Origin of the sequence: Mycobacterium sp., assembly GCF_052145595.1 — a bacterium.
Taxonomy (GTDB): domain Bacteria; phylum Actinomycetota; class Actinomycetes; order Mycobacteriales; family Mycobacteriaceae; genus Mycobacterium.
Genome location: NZ_JBKQOI010000198.1, coordinates 50117 through 72096, shown reverse-complemented (window position 1 = coordinate 72096; position 21980 = coordinate 50117). Strand labels below are relative to the sequence as shown.

General features: G+C 68.4%; 17 protein-coding genes and 1 pseudogene. 4 read left to right on the top strand and 14 right to left on the bottom strand.

Translation table 11 applies throughout. The annotated features are described in order from the left end of the window. Positions 1-4: 4 nt before the first annotated feature. A complete protein-coding gene (locus ACLP4W_RS18215; RefSeq protein ID WP_442388257.1) occupies positions 5-655 on the bottom strand; it encodes a phosphatase PAP2 family protein in 651 nt (216 codons plus the stop codon). Positions 656-714: 59 nt separating this feature from the next. On the opposite strand from ACLP4W_RS18215, the gene ACLP4W_RS18210 reads away from it, so the two are divergent. The 3 genes from ACLP4W_RS18210 to ACLP4W_RS18200 are packed head-to-tail and all read left to right on the top strand — an operon-like array spanning position 715 to position 3348. Beyond that, positions 715-1209 carry a hypothetical protein gene (locus ACLP4W_RS18210; protein ID WP_442388255.1) on the top strand — a complete coding sequence of 165 codons (495 nt, stop codon included), beginning with the start codon at positions 715-717 and terminating at the stop codon, positions 1207-1209. A gap of 15 nt (positions 1210-1224) precedes the next feature. Further along, positions 1225-1884 (top strand): 5,6-dimethylbenzimidazole synthase, encoded by a 660-nt coding sequence (gene bluB, locus ACLP4W_RS18205; protein WP_442388253.1) that lies wholly within the window; start codon positions 1225-1227, stop codon positions 1882-1884. A 42-nt stretch (positions 1885-1926) separates the two neighbouring features. After that, positions 1927-3348 carry a sulfatase family protein gene (locus ACLP4W_RS18200; RefSeq protein ID WP_442388251.1) on the top strand — a complete coding sequence of 474 codons (1422 nt, stop codon included), beginning with the start codon at positions 1927-1929 and terminating at the stop codon, positions 3346-3348. A gap of 15 nt (positions 3349-3363) precedes the next feature. Here ACLP4W_RS18200 and ACLP4W_RS18195 read toward each other — a convergent pair whose 3' ends face one another. Continuing rightward, positions 3364-4149 (bottom strand): trans-aconitate 2-methyltransferase, encoded by a 786-nt coding sequence (locus ACLP4W_RS18195; RefSeq protein WP_442388249.1) that lies wholly within the window; start codon positions 4147-4149, stop codon positions 3364-3366. A gap of 141 nt (positions 4150-4290) precedes the next feature. On the opposite strand from ACLP4W_RS18195, the gene ACLP4W_RS18190 reads away from it, so the two are divergent. Beyond that, the gene (locus ACLP4W_RS18190; protein ID WP_442388247.1) at positions 4291-5493 is read left to right on the top strand and encodes an alpha/beta hydrolase family protein; all 1203 of its coding nucleotides are present in this window, start codon (positions 4291-4293) and stop codon (positions 5491-5493) included. Here ACLP4W_RS18190 and eccE read toward each other — a convergent pair. The 12 genes and pseudogenes from eccE to ACLP4W_RS18130 all read right to left on the bottom strand — a co-directional run bounded on the left by eccE (position 5490) and on the right by ACLP4W_RS18130 (position 21969). After that, positions 5490-6491, bottom strand: a complete 1002-nt coding sequence (gene eccE, locus ACLP4W_RS18185) for a type VII secretion protein EccE (protein WP_442388245.1) — start codon at positions 6489-6491, stop codon at positions 5490-5492. The two genes, ACLP4W_RS18190 and eccE, sit on opposite strands and share 4 nt — an antisense overlap. Further along, positions 6488-7888, bottom strand: a complete 1401-nt coding sequence (mycP, locus tag ACLP4W_RS18180; protein WP_442388244.1) for a type VII secretion-associated serine protease mycosin — start codon at positions 7886-7888, stop codon at positions 6488-6490. Before mycP ends, eccE begins: the two co-directional genes overlap by 4 nt. Next, on the bottom strand, positions 7885-9333 hold the full coding sequence (gene eccD / locus ACLP4W_RS18175) for a type VII secretion integral membrane protein EccD (protein ID WP_442388242.1): 1449 nt from the start codon (positions 9331-9333) through the stop codon (positions 7885-7887). Before eccD ends, mycP begins: the two co-directional genes overlap by 4 nt. Before the next feature lie 36 nt (positions 9334-9369). Next, positions 9370-10257: an ESX secretion-associated protein EspG gene (locus ACLP4W_RS18170; protein WP_442388240.1), complete on the bottom strand. Its 888-nt coding sequence runs from the start codon at positions 10255-10257 to the stop codon at positions 9370-9372. Positions 10258-10267: 10 nt separating this feature from the next. Continuing rightward, positions 10268-10558, bottom strand: a complete 291-nt coding sequence (locus ACLP4W_RS18165; protein ID WP_442388238.1) for a WXG100 family type VII secretion target — start codon at positions 10556-10558, stop codon at positions 10268-10270. A gap of 32 nt (positions 10559-10590) precedes the next feature. Further along, positions 10591-10884: a WXG100 family type VII secretion target gene (locus tag ACLP4W_RS18160; protein WP_442388236.1), complete on the bottom strand. Its 294-nt coding sequence runs from the start codon at positions 10882-10884 to the stop codon at positions 10591-10593. 54 nt (positions 10885-10938) lie between these two features. Beyond that, the gene (locus ACLP4W_RS18155; RefSeq protein ID WP_442388235.1) at positions 10939-12474 is read right to left on the bottom strand and encodes a PPE family protein; all 1536 of its coding nucleotides are present in this window, start codon (positions 12472-12474) and stop codon (positions 10939-10941) included. Position 12475: 1 nt separating this feature from the next. Then, on the bottom strand, positions 12476-12784 hold the full coding sequence (locus tag ACLP4W_RS18150) for a PE family protein (RefSeq protein ID WP_442388233.1): 309 nt from the start codon (positions 12782-12784) through the stop codon (positions 12476-12478). Then, positions 12781-16765: pseudogene (eccCa, locus tag ACLP4W_RS18145) on the bottom strand (type VII secretion protein EccCa). Before eccCa ends, ACLP4W_RS18150 begins: the two are co-directional and overlap by 4 nt. Next, the gene (eccB, locus tag ACLP4W_RS18140; protein WP_442388231.1) at positions 16762-18390 is read right to left on the bottom strand and encodes a type VII secretion protein EccB; all 1629 of its coding nucleotides are present in this window, start codon (positions 18388-18390) and stop codon (positions 16762-16764) included. The pseudogene eccCa and the gene eccB overlap by 4 nt, the downstream one beginning before the upstream one ends. Further along, positions 18387-20249, bottom strand: coding sequence for a type VII secretion AAA-ATPase EccA (eccA, locus tag ACLP4W_RS18135; protein WP_442388229.1), 1863 nt, complete (start codon positions 20247-20249; stop codon positions 18387-18389). The genes eccB and eccA overlap by 4 nt, the downstream gene beginning before the upstream one ends. 199 nt (positions 20250-20448) lie before the next feature. Continuing rightward, the gene (locus tag ACLP4W_RS18130) at positions 20449-21969 is read right to left on the bottom strand and encodes a PPE family protein (protein ID WP_442388227.1); all 1521 of its coding nucleotides are present in this window, start codon (positions 21967-21969) and stop codon (positions 20449-20451) included. Positions 21970-21980 lie beyond the last annotated feature (11 nt).

The following is a 21980-nucleotide window of genomic DNA, read 5'->3' as shown; positions in this document are numbered from 1 at the left end:
CGGTCTAGCCGGCCCCGGCGCTCGGGGAGGGGCGAAACAGCAACAGGCACAACAAGAAATACAGGTAACCCAGCGACCAGCCGGCCATCACATCGGACGGGTAGTGTACGTTCAGCGCCACCCTGGCAATGCCGACCGACAGGACGCTCAGCGCGGTCGCCGCGATCGCGACGCGGCCCATCGACCGGCTCATCATCGGCAACAGAAAGGCCAGCATGGCGAGCAGGGCCGCCATCGCCTCGAGCGCGTGCCCCGAAGGAAACGACGTAGAGGCCGCGGACACCAGCATGGTCGACGGCCGCGGGCGGTTCACCAGGCGCTTTGCCGCCGATGTCACAAATCCGTTCAGCGGCGCACAGGCCAACAGCACCAGCGCCGCTCGCACATTGCGCCTCATCACCGCGGCCACCGCGGCCACCGTGCCCGCCAGCCGCAACGGGACCGGACCCAGCGCCAACGACACCCCATCCCAAAATCGCACCCACACCGGGTGCTTGATCCCGACATCGTGCGCGGCATTCAACAACGACCAATCGAGGCGATGCAACCAACCCCAGCTCTGGCAGTAGCCCACCCACATGACCGCGTACACCACTGTGGCCGCCAGGGCGGCCGAAGCGAGGGCAACGGCCAGGGCGGTCCGCGGGCGGGTCATCGCTTAACCGATACCAGCATCGCGGCGGCGCCGGCGCCGCGGGCGGTCATACTGACGTCATGGCTGTCTTTGTCCGCAGATTGTTCGGCATCGGCAAGCTACCCGACGATCTGCATGCCCAGGTCGAGTCGGAGGGCCTTCTCTATCTTGCCGACTACGTCGCGGTGACCCGCCGATTCAGCGGCACCATCCCCGGCGTGCGGTTGCCGCACAGCGTCGCCAGCTACTCGGGTTCGCTGGCCTTTACCTCGGAGCGGGTGCTGGCGACGCTGTCGATGCTGCCCAAGCTGGCGGGCCCGACCGTGAACGTGAGGTGGGACGCGGCACACACCGGTGCGGCGAAGGTCGAGATCTCGACGACGGGTTTGCAGGTCTGTGTCGACCTCGATGCCGGGCTAGCCCGGGCTGACGAGAAGTTCACCGGCGAGCTGTCGCTGCACTACAAGGCCGCCATCCCGGCCGATGTGCTGGCCAGCCTGCCGCGCCGATCGCTGTCCTTCGACATGCCGCCCGAATACGTCTTCCGCGCCGTGGGCGTCACCTATAGCCCGTGAACTTACGATGACCCGGTGAGGGATCAGGCGTTCAGCCCCCAAGAACGGCGGGCCGTCTACCGGGTGATCTCCGAACGGCGCGACATGCGCCGGTTTTTGCCCGGCGGTGCCGTGGGATCCGACGTGCTGGCGCGCCTACTGCAAGCCGCGCACGCGGCGCCCAGCGTTGGCCTGATGCAGCCGTGGCGCTTCATCCGCATCACCGATGCCTCGCTCCGGAGACGCATTCATGCCCTGGTCGACGACGAGCGCAAGCTCACCGCTGCGGCCCTGGGCGCGCGCGCCGAGGAGTTTCTGGCCCTGAAGGTCGAGGGCATTCTCGAGTGCGCCGAGCTGTTCGTGGTGGCGCTGTGCGACGACCGCGAGAAACACGTTTTCGGCCGGCGGACGCTACCGCAGATGGATCTCGCGTCGGTGTCGTGCGCAATCCAGAACCTGTGGCTGGCGGCTCGATCCGAGGGCCTTGGCATGGGCTGGGTTTCCCTGTTCGACCCGCAACGGTTGGCGGCGCTGCTGGCAATGCCCGCCGATGCCGAGCCGATGGCCATCCTGTGTCTGGGCCCGGTGCCCGAGTTTCCGGATCGGCCGGCCTTGGAACTGGACGGCTGGGCGTTCGCGCGACCGCTGTCGGAGTTCGTCTCCGAGAACCGATGGGATGGTCAGCCCTCGCCGTAGCACAATCGGGGCTGCGGTATCGTCGCCGGTCGAGGTGAGGGTATGACGGGTACGGGTTTGGCAAAAGACCCACAACGCGACAACAAAAAAGACAACGTGCTGATCGTGCACTGGCACGACCTCGGGCGATATCTCGGCGCCTACGGCCACCCGGATGTGTCCAGCCCAAGACTGGACCGGCTTGCCGCCGAGGGCATCCTGTTCACCAGGGCCCATGCCACGGCGCCGCTGTGCTCGCCGTCGCGTGGATCACTCTTCACCGGCCGTTACCCGCAAAGCAACGGCCTCATCGGCCTGGCCCACCACGGCTGGGAATACCGCAGCGGGGTCCGGACGCTGCCCCAATTGTTGTCCGAATCTGGTTGGTATTCGGCTCTTTTCGGCATGCAACACGAAACGTCCTACCCGAGCCGGCTCGGCTTTGACGAGTTCGACGTGTCCAACTCCTACTGCGAGTACGTGGTGGACCGGGCCCAGGAATGGCTCCGAGAATGGCTGTCCGAGGCCGCCGAAGGCGTTGCGGGCCAACCGTTCTTGTTAACCGCGGGGTTCTTCGAAACCCATCGGCCATACCCGCACGACCGCTATGAGCCGGCCGACAGCGCGGATGTCGATCCCCCCGACTACCTGCCCGATACCCCCGAGGTTCGCGGCGATGTCGCTGACTTCTACGGCGCGATCGCCAAGGCCGATGCCGCGGTCGGCCGGCTGCTGGACACATTGGCCGGAACTGGGCTCGACGCCAGCACCTGGGTGGTGTTCTTCACCGATCACGGTCCCGCGTTTCCCCGCGCGAAATCCACGCTGTACGACGCCGGAACCGGCATCGGCATGATCATCCGCCCACCCACAAGCCGGGCCGCGGCGCCCCGTGTTTACGACGAATTGTTCAGCGGCGTCGACTTTCTGCCCACGCTGCTCGGCCTGTTGGGTCTCGACGTGCCGGCTGACGTCGAAGGCGTGTCACACGCCCGCGCGCTGCTTGCGCCCGACCCGCAAGCCGAACCGGTGCGTGACCATGTGTACAGCACGAAGACCTATCACGACTCGTTCGACCCGATCCGCGCGATCCGTACCAAGGAATACAGCTACATCGAGAATTACGCGCCCCGGCCGTTGCTCGACTTGCCGTTGGATATTGAGGAAAGCCCGTCCGGATTGGCTGTCGCACCGTTCATCGAGGGCCCGCGTCCGGATCGCGAACTCTACGATCTCCGCGCCGATCCCACCGAGACCAACAACCTGCTGGAGGATGGCACAGGTGTAGCCGCGGGCGTGGATGCGATCGCCGCCGATCTGGCCGTCCGCTTGCATGATTGGCGCCAGCGCACCGGCGACGTCATACCGTCCGCGTTCGCCGGTTCCCGCATCGCGGTGCGTTACACCGAGACGTATCTAGAGATTCATGGCACGAGGCCGAGCAGCCGGTCGGCGATCGCCGCTGACCGCGGCATCGAGGAGTGATTCGGGCGCGCTAGGCTACCCGGTGGAGCGACCCGCGCCACCGACCTCGGCGACGATGAACACCCGTCGGAACGGGAAGATCGTCGTGCCGTCCGCCCGGCGCGGGTAAGCGTCGTCCAGCAGCGGGATGAGCTCCTGGCGGAACTGCTCCCAACCCTCGTCGTCCAGGCGCTCGCGCACCGGGACCAGCGCCGTGCCGGTAATCCATTCCAGCACCGGATGCTCACCGGTCAGCTGATGCAGGTAGGTGGTCTCCCAGACGTCGACCTTGCACCCGGCATCCAGCAGCAGATTGACATAGTGCATCGGCGGCTGCACCACCGCTCCGACACGAAACGGTATGTCCCGCATGACCTTTGCGTAGGGCTCACGGCGGGCCAGCGCCCGCACCGTGGCGTGCGACGGCGTCTCGAAGTTGCCCGGCATCTGGACACCGATCCACGATCCGGGCGCCAACTCGCCGGCCCACCGAGCCAGCAGATCAGAGTGCTCGGGCACCCAATGCAAGGCCGCGTTGCTGACCACCACGTCGGTATCGGGCTTCGGCTTCCAGTCCCGCAAGTCGCCGGTGACGGCGTCGATTCCGCGTTCCTTTGCGGCGGCGACCATCTCCGGCGAGCTGTCCATCGCCTCGATCACCGCGTCCGGCCAGCGCCGGGCCAGGTAGTTCGTCAGGTGGCCCGGCCCGCAACCGAGGTCGACCACCCGGCGCGCCCGCCCGGCGCCCACCCTGGACAGCAGGTCGTAGAAGGGGCGGCTGCGATGGTCGGCAAAGGCCAGGTAGACGTCGGGATCCCACATGTCGGTCCTCCTTGATCAACACCATTACCGGCCGGCTGATAGACAAACCGTATTACCGCACGCTGCGCGGGAGGCGTCCGAGTGGCCGAAAGCGGTCAAACACCCAGGCCTCGGCGGCGTGACGGGATAACATCGACGTTCGTGACCCCCGACGCGAATCCGGTCGATCCCCCCATTCCGGTTCCGGACGTGCCCGGGGCCCTCGTGGGTGGCGATGTGCCGGCGGGTGCCGAGGGATTGCCGCCGCGCTCGGCGTTGTCGCCCCGGCAGCGACTGGTCGTCGACGCATCCGCGATCTCCGATCTCGCGCTGCGCACCACGGTCGCGTCGGCACTTGCCGCCACGGTGACGCCGGCCGTCGTCGCCTCGTCAGTGCGCTCCGGCAATGACCGCGGCAACCTGCGCTTCTACGCCGAGCTGGCGGCCGAGCGGGATCCGGCGAAGTCGTTTCCGGCGCCCACCGAAGTGCCCCGGGTGTCGTCGCGGCCGGCCAGCCCGCTGGCGGAGTGGATCGCGCGCGGCACCGTCGACAACATCGCGTTCGACAGCAGCTTCACCGCGATCAACCCTGCGATGCGCAAGCGTTGGGGCGCATGGACTTCCAACAACGTCGCCCGCGCGCAGCACTGGCGCCATGATGACGGGCCGCGTCCGACGCTGTGCGTCATCCACGGCTTCATGGGTTCGTCATATCTGCTCAACGGGCTGTTCTTCTCGCTGCCGTGGTATTACCGATCGGGCTACGACGTTCTGCTCTACACGCTGCCATTTCACGGCCGACGGGCCGAAAAGTTCTCTCCGTTCAGCGGTTTCGGCTATTTCGCCAGCGGGCTCAGCGGTTTCGCCGAGGCGATGGCGCAGGCCGTGCATGACTTCCGGTCCATCGTCGACTATTTGCGCCACACCGGCGTCGACCGCATCGCGCTGACCGGCATATCACTGGGCGGTTACACCTCTGCGCTGGTGGCTTCGGTCGACGACCGGCTTGAAGCCGTCATCCCCAACTGCCCGGTGGTGACTCCGGCGACCATGTTCGACGAATGGTTCCCCGCCAACAAGCTCTTAGGGCTGGGATTGCGGCTGTCCGGCATCGGCCGTGACGAGCTGGCCGCCGGGCTCTCCTACCACTGCCCCCTGAACTACCAGCCGCTGCTGCCGAAGGACCGCCGGATGATCATCACCGGCCTCGGCGATCGGATGGCTCCGCCAGGTCAGGCCGTGATGCTCTGGGAGCACTGGAATCGCTGTGCGCTGCACTGGTTCCCCGGCAATCACGTGTTGCATGTCAGTCAGCTCGACTATCTGCGCCGGATGACCGCGTTCCTGCAGGACGTGATGTTTTAGCTCCTGTTCTGGCTGGTTTCGGCGAGCGGTGCCCGATGCGCACCCGCCACCGGAGTGGGCCAGCGCAGCCGCCCCAACGGGCCGGCGGGTTCGTCCGCGTGTCCGTCGAGTCGTTGCGTCGACAGCAGATCCAATGCCGTCAGCGCCACCAGGTGGTTACCGCGTTGCGGGGTCAGCCCGGCCGGCGGCGCCGCGCCCTGTAGCGAGTCAGTCTGGAACGCGCACGCGGCCGCGATGGTGTGGTGGGTTCCGTCACCGGCGATCTCCAGCGCCGTGCACGTCTCGCGCGCCGGATGTGACCGGATCGCCTCCAAGATCTCGGGCAACCCGTCGTCCACGCGGACCTGGTATGCCGCAATGTAATCCGCCGCGCCCCGCTGTACTCCACGCCACGTTTCGCGGGTGTTGGGCGCGAGCAACCGCGGCACGTCGTCGGGCCCGACGGTGCTGGCTTCCCATCCGATCTCTCGCAGGTGATCGGCCAGCCGACGGGCCGCCACCCGGGCCGTCTCGTCCAACGGGATCCGCGAGGAGCGCGCCTGCAGCGGCGCGATGTTGTCGGCGGCCGATATCGTGAGCCCGATCCAGGTCTCCCGCCTTGTCGCGTCGGATGCGTTGTCGCGACTGGTGATTCGGATTTTGTCGGCGCGGATGCCGTACCGGTCCAGGTACCGGGCGATCAGCGGCAGCGGCAGCACATCCGAGTCGGCGGCCGGCGGCCCGACCCGTAGCAGGGCGGTGGTCGTTGTGGCAGGCCCGGATTCGGCCACGAATCGGCCGTTACGGCTCATCATCGCCAGGCGGCGGCGCAGGATCGTGGTGAAGTACAGATCGCGCCACCAGCCGAACAGCAGGATCACGACGGCGACGGCGATGCCGAGCAGCCAGTGATCACGGGTCGAGCGCCAGGGGTACGCCATCACCGCGGGCACCACGGCCAGCAGCGCCAGCGTGATTCGGCCGCTACCTGGAGTCGGTATCGAGCGATGCGGGCTCACGGGGTGGTCTCCTTGCGTCGGCGGGCGGCGATCGCGGCGATCGCGGCGACCGCCGCGACGACCAAAGCCAGCGCGGCGGTTCCGGCGAACGCGACGATACGCGGCGTGGTGTCCTTGGGCGCCGGTGCCGGCGGAAGGGCGACCGGCTTCGCCTGCGCCGCGTCGGGCCGGTTGCCGGCGGGCAGCTGCCAAGTCAGGGCGGCCACCGGGTCCACGCTGCCGGCGCCGACGACGTTGGAGAGCGCCCGGGCTCCGTTGTGCGCGGTTGCGGTGATGCGACCCACCACCTGGGTGGCGGTCAGTTGGGGATACTTGCTGCGGACCAGGGCCGCGACACCCGACACGTAGGCGGCCGCGTAGCTGGTGCCGCTCAGGGCGACCATCTGCTGGTGGTCGTCGGGCAGGCCGTTGGCGAGGCCGCCGCCGTCGCGGTTGCTCACCGACACAATGTTTTCGCCGGGCGCCGCGATGCCCACCCACGGCCCGGCCATGGTGAATTTCGACGGCTGCCCGTCCGGTGTCAGCGAAGCCGCCGACAGCACATACGGCTGCCACCACGACGGGATGGAGACAGACGTGACGCCGGCCCAGTTGCGCGGGTCGTCCGGACGGCTCAAGTCGGTGAGCGGATTGGACTCACACGACGTCCCGCCGGATCCCGTCGCCCCGTTGTTGCCCGCGGCGGCCACGATCACCGCGTCCTTGTCCACGGCCGCATACCGGATCGCGGCGCCGAGCGCGGCCTGGTCGATGGTCCGGTCGGCGGGCAGGCACCATCCCGTGGAGACGTTGATCACCCGGGCACCGAGGTCGGCGGCGTGCACGATCGTCCGGCCCAGCGTCGCGACGTCGAGGGAAGCCTGCGCCAGCAGCGGATCGCCGCCCGGCGTTCGCGGGGAGAACTTCGCGGACGTCATCCTGATCGACACCACCCGCGCCGCGGGCGCCACTCCCGAGAAACCGTCGTCGCCCGGCTGGCCGGCGACGATTCCGGCGACCAGCGTGCCGTGCCCGTCGCAGTCGGTCAGGCCGTCGGTCGTCTCCACGAAGTCGCCACCGGGATCGACGTTGGGCAGCCGCGGGCCGGGCCGTACTCCGGTGTCGATGACCGCCACCAGTTGGCCTTCGCCGCGGGAAAACTGCCACGCGGCAGGGAGATTCAGCATCGCCTGACTTGGCGTCAGCGCACCCGGATCGCTGCCCGTGATGACTCCGGAGGTGTCGCACGGACCGCGCTGTTCCATCGGCTGCCCCGGTCCCGGGGTTCCGTTGGGCGGTGGCACGCCCGGATCGACCGCCGGCGGGCTGATCGCCAGTGCCGGAGGACATGCCCACGCCGTGGCCACGCCGAAAGCGGCCACCGTCGCTGTGAGGCAAGCCAGTCCGGACCGAATCATCGATTCAGTACCCAGCTGAAGAGGCCGACCAGGTACGCCATGACGGGGATCAGCGAAGCATCGAGGCCGGCCGCAACGAAGCCCAGCAGCCGGCGCAGCGGCAGCGAATAGCTTTCCGGCGAGGCGATGCGTGGGTTCAGCGCCACCACTGCCCACACCAACACCAGCCCGACGAGCACCAACGCCGCACCGAGTGCGGCGGCGTAGCGCCCCGTCGCGGTGTAGAGCACCAACAGCACACCGGCGACCAGGAAAGGCTGAGCGAGCAGCCAGGCCTTGCACGCGGCCGAATCCCACACCCGCGCACGCAAAATGGATGCGGCCGCGGTTGCCGCCACCACGTACCAACCCGGACCACCCACCGTCTCGGGGTGCAGCGCGATCGCCACCGATCCGAGGACGCTGAGCAACACCACGGCGGCGATGAAACCGCTCTGATGGGCGTCGCTGATCCGCACCCGCCGCGGCAGGTCCTCGAGCACCCGCAACGACGGCGCCGACGGCGTGGGGTCGCCGGGCGCCGGAATGACCGGCAGCGGGAAACGCGCCCACAGCGCGGACAGCTGAGCCGCCTCGATGGTGACCAGCAAGGCCGCCACGATCAGTCCGCAGCCGATGGTCGGTATCGGTAGCCGCCAGAGCAATTCGGCACCCGCGGCCAGCAATACCCCGGCGCCGGTCGTCGCCGTCGTGGTGAAGAAACCGACGACGCGCTGGCGCTCCGGGCCGGGAACCAGCAGGGCGATCAGCGACCACGCGGTGACGCCGGCCGCGGCCAACATCAATTGCGCCGCACCGAACCGTCCCGGCACCGCCAACGCCAGGGCGGCGGCGATGGGCACCAGCGCGGCAATCGACAGAGCCATCCCCGTGCGCGCGGACCGCGCCGTGATCAGCAAGCCGGCCAACGCGGTGAGCGCCGCGATCACGCCGACCGCGATCAGTCCGGACAGCGCGCCGGTGGTTACCCGGTAGGTCACTCCCAAACCGGTCGCGAGGAAGGCCACGGCGATCACCGCGGCCAGCGCCCCACGCTGGATATGCGCTGGGCCCCAGGGCCTTAGCCGAGAGGTAGAGAAGATCATGGCGGCGTCGGCAATGTCCTCGACGATGCCGGGCGCGGCCGGGCCGGCGGGCACCGGCTGCAGCGCGAGCAGGTCCCCGTCGACGACTCCGACGGTTTCCAGGCTGGCGTCCAGGCTGAACGGCGCCCCACCGATGGGCGCGAGGCTCAGCTGGGCAGCCGGCGCGGCGGCGGCGTCAGCAGCCTCTCCATTTTGGGCCGCGGGAACCGCCAAACGCTGAACCGCGGGCAGGATTTCGCGCAGGGGCAACTCGACGGGCAGGGCCATCTCCGTCAGCCTGCTGTCCGCGAGAATGGCGACGCGGACGATCGGCATGACGGCGCCGGACGTCACTGGGCCCTCGAAAATTGCTGGGGCCATTGGTAGGACATCGTGCTCTCTTCCTGTCTGGTTTCGTTATGCGGGTTGGGCAGAGAAATCTCGGGACAGCCGCTGCCCGCCGAACCACTGGCCGCCCGGCAACAAGGTGGTCAGTTGTTCGATCGCGACGGCGGTTGCGAACGGGGTCCCCGGGCAAAACGTCGACACCCATTCGCCGTCGAAGGCGCGGGACGGGCTGACCAGTACCCGGCCCGTGGTGGTGTCGATGATGCTCATCCCGACTTCCGTGGTGGCGTGCCGCCCATCGCGGCGGCAGCCCGCGACGATCTCGACGTAGCTGCGCGGACCGGAGAACACCGACTCCACCACCGGGCGCGCTGATTCCGGGATACCCAGGTAGTCAAGGACTTCCGATAGCGAATTGCCCGACCGGAGCCGCTCGTCGGCCCGGGCTCCGACTCGCGTCGGCATGCTGAACTGGTCAAAACGCGCCGGCGGCCGCTGCGCCAACCCAACACCGAGGACGGGAACCAGCGCCCGCGCGTCGTCGATCTCCATGGCGGTAAACGTGATCAGCTGAGCGCTTCGTAGCGCGACCACCGTTTTCGGGGTCTCACCGGCGACGGCGCGCTGCGCCACGATGCCGCGTAGCAGCTCGCCGCTCCCGGTGGCCTCACCGGTGTCCTTGGCGGACCCCACGTAACGCAGGTCGAGCCACCGGTCCGGAAAGCACACCACTTTGATCCAGTCGGCGACCGCCGAGTTGACACGTGCGTCGTCCGACACCAGACCCATCCGGGTCAGTTCGGCGCGCCGACGCTCGAAGAACGCGTCACGTTGCGCGGCATCACGGTAGGGCGTGGTGATCGCCAGCACCCACGGGAAGCTACCCGCCCCAATGGTTTCCGCGATGAACCACGCCTGATCTACCGTCAGCTCGACGGCGTTGGGCTGAACGCTCATCGATGCAGAACTAGCCGCCCCATTTGGCGGCTTCGGCCGTGTCGCGGGCATACATGGCCAGCGTGTTGGCTTCGTGGGTGCTGGCCATCGACTGGTAGGCCCGCACCAGGGCCTCCATGGCCTGGTTCCACTGGGCCTGCCACACCTGATAGGTCATACCGGTATCGCCCTGCCAGGCGTTGGACAGCGCGGCCTGCTCGCTGGCGATATCGGCACCCAGCCCCTGCAGCGTGCCGGCATAGCCCGACATGTCTCCGGCGTGGCCCAACATCGCCGGGTAGTTGTACATGATCTGTGACATCACAAGTCCTTTCGCGGTTGGTAGCGGTGTGCTCAGAAGGCGGTGTAGCCGGACGCGGCCGCGGCATCGGCTGCCACATAGGTGCCCGCGGCGTCCCCGAGGTTGGCCTGGGCGATATCCAGCAGGGTGTTGATCCGGGCGGCTACCTCAACGAAACGGGCATGCGCGGCCTGAAACGCCGCCGACGCCTCCCCGACATGAAACGACTGCGCCGACAGCGCCTCCTGTTCGGCCTGGCTGATCGTGCTGCGCATCAACGCAGCCTTGGTGCCAAACGCCGACTGCGCGGCCACCAACTGCGGAATGTGAGCATCCAACAGACTCATAATGATTCCCTTCTTCTCGGTCTTCTCGGTCCATCCGGACCCTTTGGATTCCGGTTACTGACTGTCACGTGGCGAACCGTCGTCTCCCCCTCTCCCCGACTCATCCGCGGCCGTAATGTCGGGATCCTGATCCCAGGTGCCCGGCACCAGCGGCACCCGCGGGCCGCCGCCGTACTCACGGCCGGCCAGCTGGGTCAGCCCGGCAGCCCGCAGGGCGGTGTCTTTGTACGCGGTTCCGGCGAACCCCAGCGTCCCGGCCCCGCTCCCGGAAGCCAGCGCCGAGGCAAGGACGTGCTCCTGCTCGCCGTAATCGGGCACAACGCCGATGTCGGAATCCAAATCCAGGAATTCGTCGCCGTACTCGCGCATCGCGGCCCGCCGGCGCCGCCGCGCCCGCGCTTCTGCCCGACTCGGCGCCGCCGCGGCCGCCGCGGGAATGGTGGCCGCCGGCGCCTTGGCCCCGCCACGGCCGCCTACCGTCGGCTCGAATCCGCTTCCCGGATCGCCGCCGCCGCCCACTATGTAGGCGAAACTCCCGGTGGTTACCGCCGGGGCGGGCGCGGCCGCCGCACCACCACCCGTTGCGGGCGCCGACGCCGGGGCACCCGTGGGAGTCGCCACCGTGGGGGCCATGCCGGCCACCGGCCACCCGGGTTGGGCGGTGGACGCGAGGAGCAGCGGTGCTCCCCCGGCGACGACGGGCGCCGCAACGGGCGCAATCTCGCCAAGCGCCAAGGGCACCGAGATGAGGCTCAGGCTCACACTGAGCGACAGCGCCATGAGCATGGGCCCGTACGTGGCAATCGGCGAAATCACCTCGTAGGCCGCAAAGAAAAACAGGGGGCCGTAAGCCACCAGCGCCGCGGCGGGATTCGTGGCAAACGCGACGATCATATGCTGCAAAGTCCCGACCGGATTCTGCAGGAGCGCCGAGAATTCGTTGAGCCCGTCCTCGTAATAGTTCACGACGGCCTGCAGCAGCTGCGACAGCGACGAGACAGGGCCGCTCTGGGCCGCGGCGTTGCCCTCTTGATTGGAGCCCGCATTCACGATGGAAGGCGCCGGGGCGGTGCGCGGCGCCGAGGCCAGCGCCCCGCCCGAGGCCGCCTGATACATACTCATCGCGGTGGCGGCCTGGACCCACATCCGCACATAGTCGGCCTCATTCAGCGCGATGGGAATCGTGTTGATCCCAAAGAAATTCGTCGCCAACAGCACGCCGTGGATGACGTGGTTGGCGCCGAGTTCCATCAACGTCGGCATCGCCGCCAGGGCACTGGTGTAAGCCGTCGCCGCGACCTCGTGCTGAGCCGCGACGCCGGCGCTGTCGGCGCTGGCCTGCTGCAGCCACGCCAGATAGGGCGCGTGGGCGGCCTCATACCTCTCGGCGCTCGGCCCCTGCCACGCCCGGGCCTGCGCCGCCCCCAGGAGCCCACTGAGTTCGGCCGCCACCGAAGCGTATTCGGCGCTGAGCGAGCTCCAGGCGCCGGCGGCCGCCACCAGCGACCCCGGCCCCGGACCACTGCTCAGCAACGCCGAATGCACTTCCGGCGGCGAGGCCATCCACACGGGCCCGAACGGGGTGGTCATGTCAGGCGCCGATAACTCCATAGGAGGCGGCGGCCGCGGCGTCGCCCGCGAGATAGCTTGCGCCCGATTGGCCCACGCCCACACCGGCGCGGCCCAGCTCCTCAACGCCTTGGGCCGCGATAGCGGCGTGCTCCTGACCCTGGGCGCTGAATCCGGCCGCCGTCTGCAGCGACACCGGATCGACCGCCGGCGGCACCACAGCGGTGATCATCGGAGCCGCCGCCGCGAGCGCGGCCGCCAGCCGCGCCGTCAGCGCCTCCACCGCCGCGCTGGTCGCGGCCAGGCCCTCGGGAACCACTCGCAACGTCATGGCTCACTCCCCTTCTGTTGTTTCACTAACCATCACGGATTCCCCGATCAACGGGTTGACCAGCTGCACGTACGTCGGACTATCGCTGTCGCCCAACAGGATCGCCCGGCCGGCAGGCAACCGGGCAAAACGTTGGCCACGGATCTTGCCGCTGTCCTGCGGGTTGCCCGCGAGCATTAACGTGGTCGCCTGCAAGTCGTTGAACCGGCGCAGCAACGGGCTGGTCATCAGCAAGTGCCCCGATCCGGTGGCGCGCGCCGTCACGATCACCCGCAGCCCCAAATCCGCGGCCTGCGCCAGCTGTGCGACCAGCGGAGTCCACGGCCGCTGTCCGATGTACGGACCGCTCATCGCCGGCGAATCCGGTATCTGGTCGACGTCGTCGATGATCAGGTAATGGGTGTGACCGTGGTATTTCCAGCGGGACAGCTCGGCCGCCGACAAGCCCACCGGTGGCCGCCGCGATTCGATGAGGTTGGACAGGCCCAGCATCGCCGGAATGATCCGATCTATGTTGGCGGTGTATTCGTTGTCGGGGAACAACGGCTCATCGACGAGGTGCAGCCGACGATCCAGCACGGTGAAGGCCACCTGATCCGCCGAGGAGTGCTCGCGGATGGTGCGGATGATGTGGCGCAGCAGCGTGGTCTTACCGGACTTGCTGTCGCCGAACACCATTAACAACGGGTTCTCGGTGAAGTCGACTACGACCGGCGCCAGGTCTTCTTCGCGCTGGCCGATGACCACTTTTTCCGCGCCGCGATAGAGCGCCCCCAATCCGTCGGGCGCGAGATTGGTGGGCAGCAACCGCACCGGCGGTGCGGCCATGCCCGGGTAGCGGCCGTTGATCGCGGCCACTGGGTTTGTTTCCGCGTCCAGCGCGGGGCTTGCGAACAGGAAATGTTCAGCGGCCATAGTCAACCCGCGGCCCGGCTGGTCGTGCGGGACGGAGTCGGCGGGGCGGCGCAGCGCGCCAACCACCCGCACGTTGCTGTCACGCGCGTCGTGCAGCTTGAGCTCGAGCCGTAGCCCGAGGCCGTCGCGCATCGCCAGCGGCACCTCCAGCCAGCTCGGGGTGGTGATGATCACGTGGATGCCGTACGCCAGGCCGACGTTGACCAACTCGGTTACCTTGGCCAGCAAAGGATTACGCGTGTTGAACTGATCGGTATTGTCACGGCCGAACGCGTAGAGGTTGTCGATGACCAGGAAAACCTCACCGAAGCCGTCATCGGGGGCCGCACCGTGCTTGTCCCGGAACACCTCTCGCCGCTGCCGGGACAGCAGCAACTGCTCCAGCTCGCCAAAGGTGCGGCGGATGCGTTGGGGTTCCAGCGCCGATGCGACGCTGCCGACGTGCGCCAGGTCTTCCAGCGCCCGCAACTGCCCGCCGCCGTAGTCCAGGCAGTAGAACGTGACGTCGCGCGGCGAGTGCAGGCTGGCCGCTGACATGATAAATGTCTGCAGCGCAGTAGATTTGCCGGATTTGGCGCCGCCGTGGATAACCACGTTGCCGGCCGACGACGAGGCGTCGAAAACCAGCGGGTCGCGGCGCATCTCGAATGGCTTGTCGATCTCACCCAGCGGCCACCGCCACTGCCGTTGCGGCACGCCGGCGCGGGCCAGCACCGCGGTCAACGGGATCGGTTTGTCCAGCGGGGGCAGCCACAGCTGCGGTGCCCTCGGCCCGTAGCGTGCCAGCTGTTCGCCGATGGTCGCGATCAGCTTGCGCGGCGGGCTGGCCATCTCCTCATCCTCACCGGTGGACAGCACGGTGCCCTGATCGGGCTCCACCCTGTCGGCCGTGAACAGCTTAGGCTCCGGAATGGAGTGCACCACAAGGGACTTGGTGGTTCGCGGAGGTTCGTAGATGCCGTCGACATAGGTGCTGCGGAACTTGATCGGGGTGGCACCGGGGGCCGGCACCAGGAAGCCCCCGCCCTTGTGCTCCTTGCCGGATTCGATGTGATAGGCGTCCTCCCCGCCGATGATCTGGCGGGAGACGCTGGGACTGGCCACCTTCAACCCGATGCGATAGGAGGTGTTCTTGTCGATGTCCTTGATCTTGCCCACATCCAGCGTCTGGGACGCGAACAGGATGTGGATGCGGAACGAGCGGCCCTTGCGGGCCACGTAGTCGAACAGCTCCGCGTATTCCGGGTGGTCGGCCAGCATCAGGGTGAACTCGTCGGCGACCACGAACAGCGTTGGGAGCGGCGGCAGGTCGTGTCCCGCGGTGACGGCGTTCTCGTACTCAGTCACCGAGTTGAACGCGCTGCCCTGGACCCGGCGACCCGCCTCGCGCAGCAGCGTCTCGCGCCGGGCCACCTCGCCGCGCAGCGTGTCGGCGAACCGGTCGGCCAGCGATTTCTTCTCGGCCATGTTGGAGATCACCGCGACAACCTGCGGGAAGTTCCGGAAGCTGTCCGCGCCGGCCTCGCCCTTGAAGTCGGCGTAGATGACGATCAACCGGTCCGCCGAATGGGTTGTCAACAGCGACAACAGGATCGACATCAGGGTCTGCGACTTCCCGGAACCGGTCATACCGATCATCAGGCCGTGCGGACCCATCCCGCCCTCGGCTTCGTCCTTCAGGTCGAACATGAGCGGCTCGCCGGTCGCGGTGACACCGATCGGAACACGCAACTCGTCGTCGCGGCGCCGTGGCGCCCACAGCGCTGGTACGTCCAGTTGCGACGCGTCCGGGATGCCCAGCAGCGTGGTAAAGGTCGCGCCGCGGGTGGCCGCCGAGCGCAACCCGGCATGGGTCGGGTTGGAGTCCCACCGCGACAGTTGACGGGCCAGGTGGGCGGCCTCGTCGGCGCCGAGTCGATCCGCGTTGTCGAGGTAGGGCTGCCAGCCGCCGGTCTGCCAACGTTCGATGGCGCCGCGCGCAACGCGCAGGACCGGCTTTTCGGGATCCGAATACTGTTCGCGGTGCGGGGGTGTGGCCGAGCGGTGCACGACGGTGACTCCGGCCCGGCCCACCGCCAGCGCCGAGGCATTCAGGTCGTAGTCGGGGTCGTCGACGACGATCAGCAGGTGCCGCAGCGCATCGGCGGGCGCACCGGTGAACACCGGGCGGTCGGCGAGCGCGGAGCCCAGCAGCGCGACCAGGTCGTCGGGGTTCGTCGACAGGAAGCGGGCCGGGCCGACACCATCCACCTCGCCGGGAATGTCGACGTGCGGCAACCACTTCAGCCAGGACCAGTCCGGACTCTCCAGATCGCGGGTGGCCAGCGCCAACCCAAGCACCGTCGGGTCGTGCCAGGTCACCGCCTGAGCGATCCAGGCACGCAACGCCGCCCGCACCTCCGGCGCCTCGCCAAGCACCGTGATACGCGAGACCTTGGTCAGGTCGATTCCGGTCGGCACGTCGCGGACGGTGCGCTGGGTGTCCAGCAGGCCGCGTAATGCGCTGTGCGACACCGGTTCCAGGTCGATCTCGGCTGCGGTGTCGTTAACCCGCAGCGCGGTGGCCAGGGGCACCTGGTGACGGCCGGCCCGCAGCACCAGGAAGTCGGGGTCGTGCGGGTCGCGCTCCCACTGACGGCGGGATCCGGGCACCGTGGCCAATGCCGTCGGATCGGGGTGGGACCACTGCGCGGTCGCGCGCTGCTCGGCGGCCTGGGTCCGGATGTTGTCCCGCACCACCGACAGGTAGCGCAGATAGTCGGCGCGTTCGGCGTCGACCTCCTCGGTGCGCGTCTTGTTGTCGTTGCCGCGATACATCGCCGTCGCAGCCAGCAACAGCACGAACGGGAAGAACAGCGTCTGCGGGGAGATCAGCCGCATCCCGGTGGCGAACAGCGCGACCACCATGCCGACGATCAGGATCACCAGCACATAGGGCATCGCCCGCCGCAGAAACGACGGCGGAATCACCCGCGGCAGCTCGGGCGGCGGCTCGATGGTGATGGTCCCCTTGCGAGTGACCGGTGGCGCCAGCCGTCGGCGGGCCTCGAAAATGAGTCGGCTCATCGGGGCGCCCCCTCGGCTTCCCGTTCGGCTGAAGCCACGCGGCCGGGCTTGCTGTCGGGTGCTAGGCCGTCGTGTGCCAGCAGCGCGTCGGCGCGCGATAACGTCGGCCCATTCGCAAAGAGTGACAACACCGACCACGGGATGGCGACCGGAGGCTGGCCCAGACCAAGGGCCTCAACCGTTTTGCCGTGCCCGCCCGCTTCGGGTCCGTTGTCGGCCTCGTTGTCGATGCCGTAGCGGACCCCGGTGTCAGACACCCAGAACAACGACCCGGTGGCCGGTGAGCCCGCACCGCCGCCCACGCTCTGGGTGAAGTACCCGGTGCCCGGCGCCAGGGCGACGCGGGTGGCCGTTCCCTGCGAGCCACCGCCGACCAGGTCGACGGTATGGATCGAATCGGGCACCGGCAGAACCGAGCCGGCCAGCAGGCTCAGCGAGCTGGTGGCGGCCCCGGCCGGCTTGCTCCAGTGAGCGCAGGTGACAGGATCCTTGGCCGCATCGATCAGGGCGACCTGCTGGTCGGGGTAGTGGGTGGTGTCCAGCATCCGCGATGCCGGCAGCTTGGCCACCTCATCGGCGCCCAGCCGCGGCGGTTGGTCCAGGCCATAGGAATTGGTGTTGCGCAGGATCGCGGCAAGCACCGGGGAGATGGGCTGCAGGCCGTCCGGCAACACCGCGTAGTAGCGCACTGCGCCCAAAGAACGTTGGTCCAAGGCGTAGGACAGCACTACCGCCCCGATCGGCGCCGACACCGAAAAATTCGCCGGGGCACCAGCATTCGGGATGCCCGGTGCCGTCAGGGCCGGCCCTCCGGGTATCGCGTTGAACAGCCCCGACGCGATGGGCCGTGGCGTGGGCACGTCCGAGGCTCCCAGACCCAAAGCGTTGGTGACCGCGTGGTTGGCCAGGTCGATCTGGCTACGCTTGCCGTCCCACAGCAGCCAGGTGCCGCTGCCGTTGTCCACCAGGACCGCCTGCCCGGATCCGAGCGCGGCCGCGCGTGCGCCGCTGCCGTCGGGCGGCCCCGCGATCACCGCGACGCCCGTGCTGTGCGCGGACCGCGCGGTTCCGCTCACGGCGTCGCATACCGTCCAGTTCGCGTCGTGCGAGGCGTTCTGCACCATGCGCTCCGGCGCACCCGGGATGCCGATCAGGTTGCCGCGCGGAAACCGGTCCAGCTCACTGCTTTTCACCGTGGTGGGATTGACCGGCCGGCCGACGATCAACCGCGCCGAGGTCAGGTTGAGCACCGGGTGCAGGTCGTCGCCGACCCGTACGTACAGCGCGGCGGTGGACCGGTCGGCAAGCACCGCGTTGTTTCCCGCCGAGCCGGCGGGCCGGATCATTGAGAACACGAAGCAGCCCGCCAGGCCGGTGACCAGGATGAGCGCGCCCATCAGCACCGCGCGCGACTGGGTGCGCAGCGGGTCGACGAGCATCCTGGTGTCGTGCAGCGCGATACCGGAGGCGATCCGGCGCATCACGAAGCGCCAGCCGGTCACCTGATGGCGGGTGACGAAACCGCGGCGATAGACCACCTTGTCGGGGTTATCGTTGGCCGGAGTTCGTGAGGCAAACGAACGTCGCGCTCCGTCCCACTCGCGGTCCGTCTGACTATTGGTCATGCCGGCACCGACAGCCCGAGACCACGCAGCAGCGGCTCCACCGACTTCTCGACGTCCTGGTCGGTGATCGTCATCAGTTCCTCGTCACTGAATTCGCCGGTTCCGGCGTGTTCCGAATGGTCGAGCCGGAATTCGCGTTCCTCTTCGGAGCGTTCGACGATGTTGCGGACGAACCGGCCGTTGCCGGCGATGTCGAGGCTGCGCCGCGAGATCCCATTGGCGTCGGGTGTCGACTCCGCGGCCAACCTCGAGAACAGCGCCTCCATGTGGTCGAGCGCGTCGGGTTCGAAGAGGCTGTCGCGTTGCTCGGCCATCTTGTGTGCGATCTCCGCCAGCTCCGCCGGCGTGTAGGAGGGGAAGTCGATGTTGCGGGTGAACCGCGACCGCAAGCCCTCGTTGGTGTCCAGGAACTTGTCCAGGTCCGCCCGGTAGCCGGCGATGATGACCACCAGCCGGTCGCGATCGTTTTCCATGCGGGCCAATAGGGTGTCGATGGCCACCAGCCCGAAGTCGTTCTTGGCGCCGGTGGCCACCAGGGCGTAGGCCTCGTCGAGGAACAGCACTCCGTCCAGCGCGCTGTCGATGATCGCGTTGGTCTTGGCCTCGGTCTCGCCGATGTGCTGACCGATGAGGTCGGCGCGGTGCACCTCTTTGATGTTCTCCCGCTTCAAAAGGCCTAGGCCGCAATAGATCTTGGCGACGACGCGAGCAATGGTGGTCTTACCGGTACCGGGCGGCCCGGCGAACACAAGATGGTGGGTGCGCTGCGCCACCGTGAGCCCACGCTGCTTGCGCACCAGCTCCATGGCGACCGAACTCTTCAGCCGGGAAACCTGGTTCTTGACCTCGTCCAGTCCGATGAATTCGGCGAGCTGGCGTTCGGCCTCGTGCAGCAGCGCGGCCTTGCGCTCGTGGGCCGCGGGGTCGACGAAGTCCTCCGCGCTGGGCTCGGTGCCGGTGTCCCAGGGATCGGAGCGGGCCTCGATGCGGGCCGCCGTGGTCGTCACAATCCCGAAACTGGTATCGGACAGGGCCTGCTCGATCTGCTCGTTCTCGGGGTGAGCCGCGTACAGATCCTGCAGCACCTCGCTCGCCGACTCCTCGTCGACGTGCGCGCGCAGCACCAGTGCCTTGGCCAGCGCGCCGTCGACCGCCGCCACCGCGACGGGGCCCTCGGGTTCCTCGAGATACGACAGCGCCGGGGCGAACATGGCCAGCCGGGCGAGCGCGGTGCCCAGGGTGATCTTTGCCGCGTGCGAGAAGGTGTCGTCGAGATCGGAGTCATTGACGATCGGGGTCAGCAGCTTGACGACGTCCGACCAGCGCTCGGCGCGGTAGTTGATGACGACGGCGACCCAGCGGGCTTCGCGCCAGCTCGGGCGGCGTTCGAGGAGGCCGGTCACGATCCGGTTGGCGTCGGCAAATCGTCCGGCGCCCCCCGTCGAAGCCAGCGCGGCCGCATAGGCGAGGTGGAAATCGTCCGGGTGGGTGGCGCGGAACTGCAGGTACAGGCCCGTGTCGTAGCGGAAGCCCAGGGCTCCCGGTGCCAGTTCCACCTGGCGCTGCAATCTGCCGGCCGCGGTCGCGGTGCGCGAAACGGCCTCGAGCACTCGGAGGGAGACGTCGCCGGCGGCGGCCAGGCCGGTCCAGGCGTCGCACTGGTCGTGTGCGATTCGGGTCAGCGCGGTGAAACCCGAGCGAGCGGCGGCCAGGTCGGCTGGACGCTGGCGCTCGTAGACCGCGATGCCGAGCGCGCGGCAACAGGTAGCGAACCGGCTCACAACGTCGCCGTCAACCCTGCCGTCCAACCGAGAATCGACAGGCGCAGCCCCGAGCATGCCGATGTCACCGCGTTCCACGGTCGCTCGTTCTCCTGTATATAGTGTCGCCTAACCTAACCCGCCTGAAGTTAGCATTGCATAAGCTAAGTGTCGAGGCTCCACGAGCCCGTCGGCTCACGACTCGGCCCCCCTTTCGGTGGCATTTCCGAGGCACTGACCAGGGTGTTCTGGGCGATCATCCGGCGTCTTTCCGGCGGGGTTCACTACGCAGCGGAGCTTACTGAAAATCGTTATCATTTTCAAAATTCTGTGGTCGGCGTTCGTGGTCCCAGGTGCCAGGCACCATGGGCACCGACGGCCCGCCGCCGAATCCGTCGCCGGCCAGCGCTACCAACCCGGCCGCCTCGGCGGCGTCCCTGCGCGCCGTGCCGGCGAACCCCAGCGGCCCGGCCCCCTGACCCGATGCGGCCGCCGAGGTGACCAACTTTCCCGGGTCAACGAATCGGTCGGGGTGTGCACCGCCGCCGGCATCCATGAACTCGTAGCGGTAACCGCGGTGTTGGTCGGCCATCGCCACCCGGCGCCGCCGCCGCGCCCTTTCCTCTTGTCGTCCTGCCGCCGCGGCCGTCGCGGCGGCAGCGGCGATATCGGGCTCCTGCGCCTTTCGCCGTGCGCTGGCACTCATATCCGTGCTCGACCCGATGCCGGGGCCTCCCACCAGGTAGGGGAAGGCGCCTCCCGCGATACCGGCGGGCGGTGGTGGTGGGGCTCCGGCAGCCGGCGCAGTCACCGGCGCGGGAGCCGAAGCCGAGGCGGGGGTCGGGGCGGGTGCCGGGGCGGCGGCAGCAGCGCTCGGGAGCGGAGAGCTGACAGCCGCCGGCACGCTGGGCACCTCGGGCATTGGTGCAGCCCCCACCGGGACCGCCGTGGGCTGAATCCCGGACAGCCCACTCAAACCCGCGAAGCCGCCCAGGAAACCGACGTTGGCGCCCGGCAGCGTGAGCGCCAACGCCTGAACCTCGGGGGCGAAGGCCTGATACGCCTCGGCCGCGTGGCCAACCTCATCGGCCACCAGCGCCGGAATGTCGGACTGCAGCTGCGATATTGACTGCGACGGATTCTCGGGAAATTCTTTTAAATCCCTTCCCAGGGTTCGGAAAATCTCGAGAAACCGGTTTTCCCACCAACTCAGCTGGTACGGGTTGCCGGCGTCGTTGTCGATGATGCCGCCGCCGCTATCGCCGCTGCCCTCGTCGGCGGCGTGCAGGATCTGTGGCGCCGGTTCGGTCTGCGGCGCCGAGGCCACCGCCGCGCCGGCGACCGTCTGATAGGTGCCCATCGTGGTGGCCGCCTGGATCCACATCCGGACGTAGTCGGCCTCGTTGAGCGCAATGGGAATGGTGTTGATCCCGAAGAAGTTCGTAGCCACCAGTACCGCATGAATCGCGTGGTTGGCGGCCAGCTCCGGCAGGGTCGGCATCGCGGCCAGCGCCGTGGTATAGGCGGTCGCCGCGGTCTCGTGCCGGGCAGCCGCCGAAGCGCTGTTGGCGCTGGCCCGCATCAGCCACGCCAGGTAGGGCGCGTGCGCGGCCACGTACTGCGCGGCGGTGGGCCCTTCCCACGCCCCGGCCTGCACCGCACCCAGGATCGCGGTGAGCTCGTCCGCCGCGGAGGCGTATGCGGCACTCAGCGAATTCCATCCCGCGGCGGCGGCCAACAGGCCACCCGGTCCGGGGCCGCCGCTGAGCTGAGCTGAATGGATCTCCGGGGGTAACGCCATCCACACCGGCGCGGTCATAGCAGCGACTC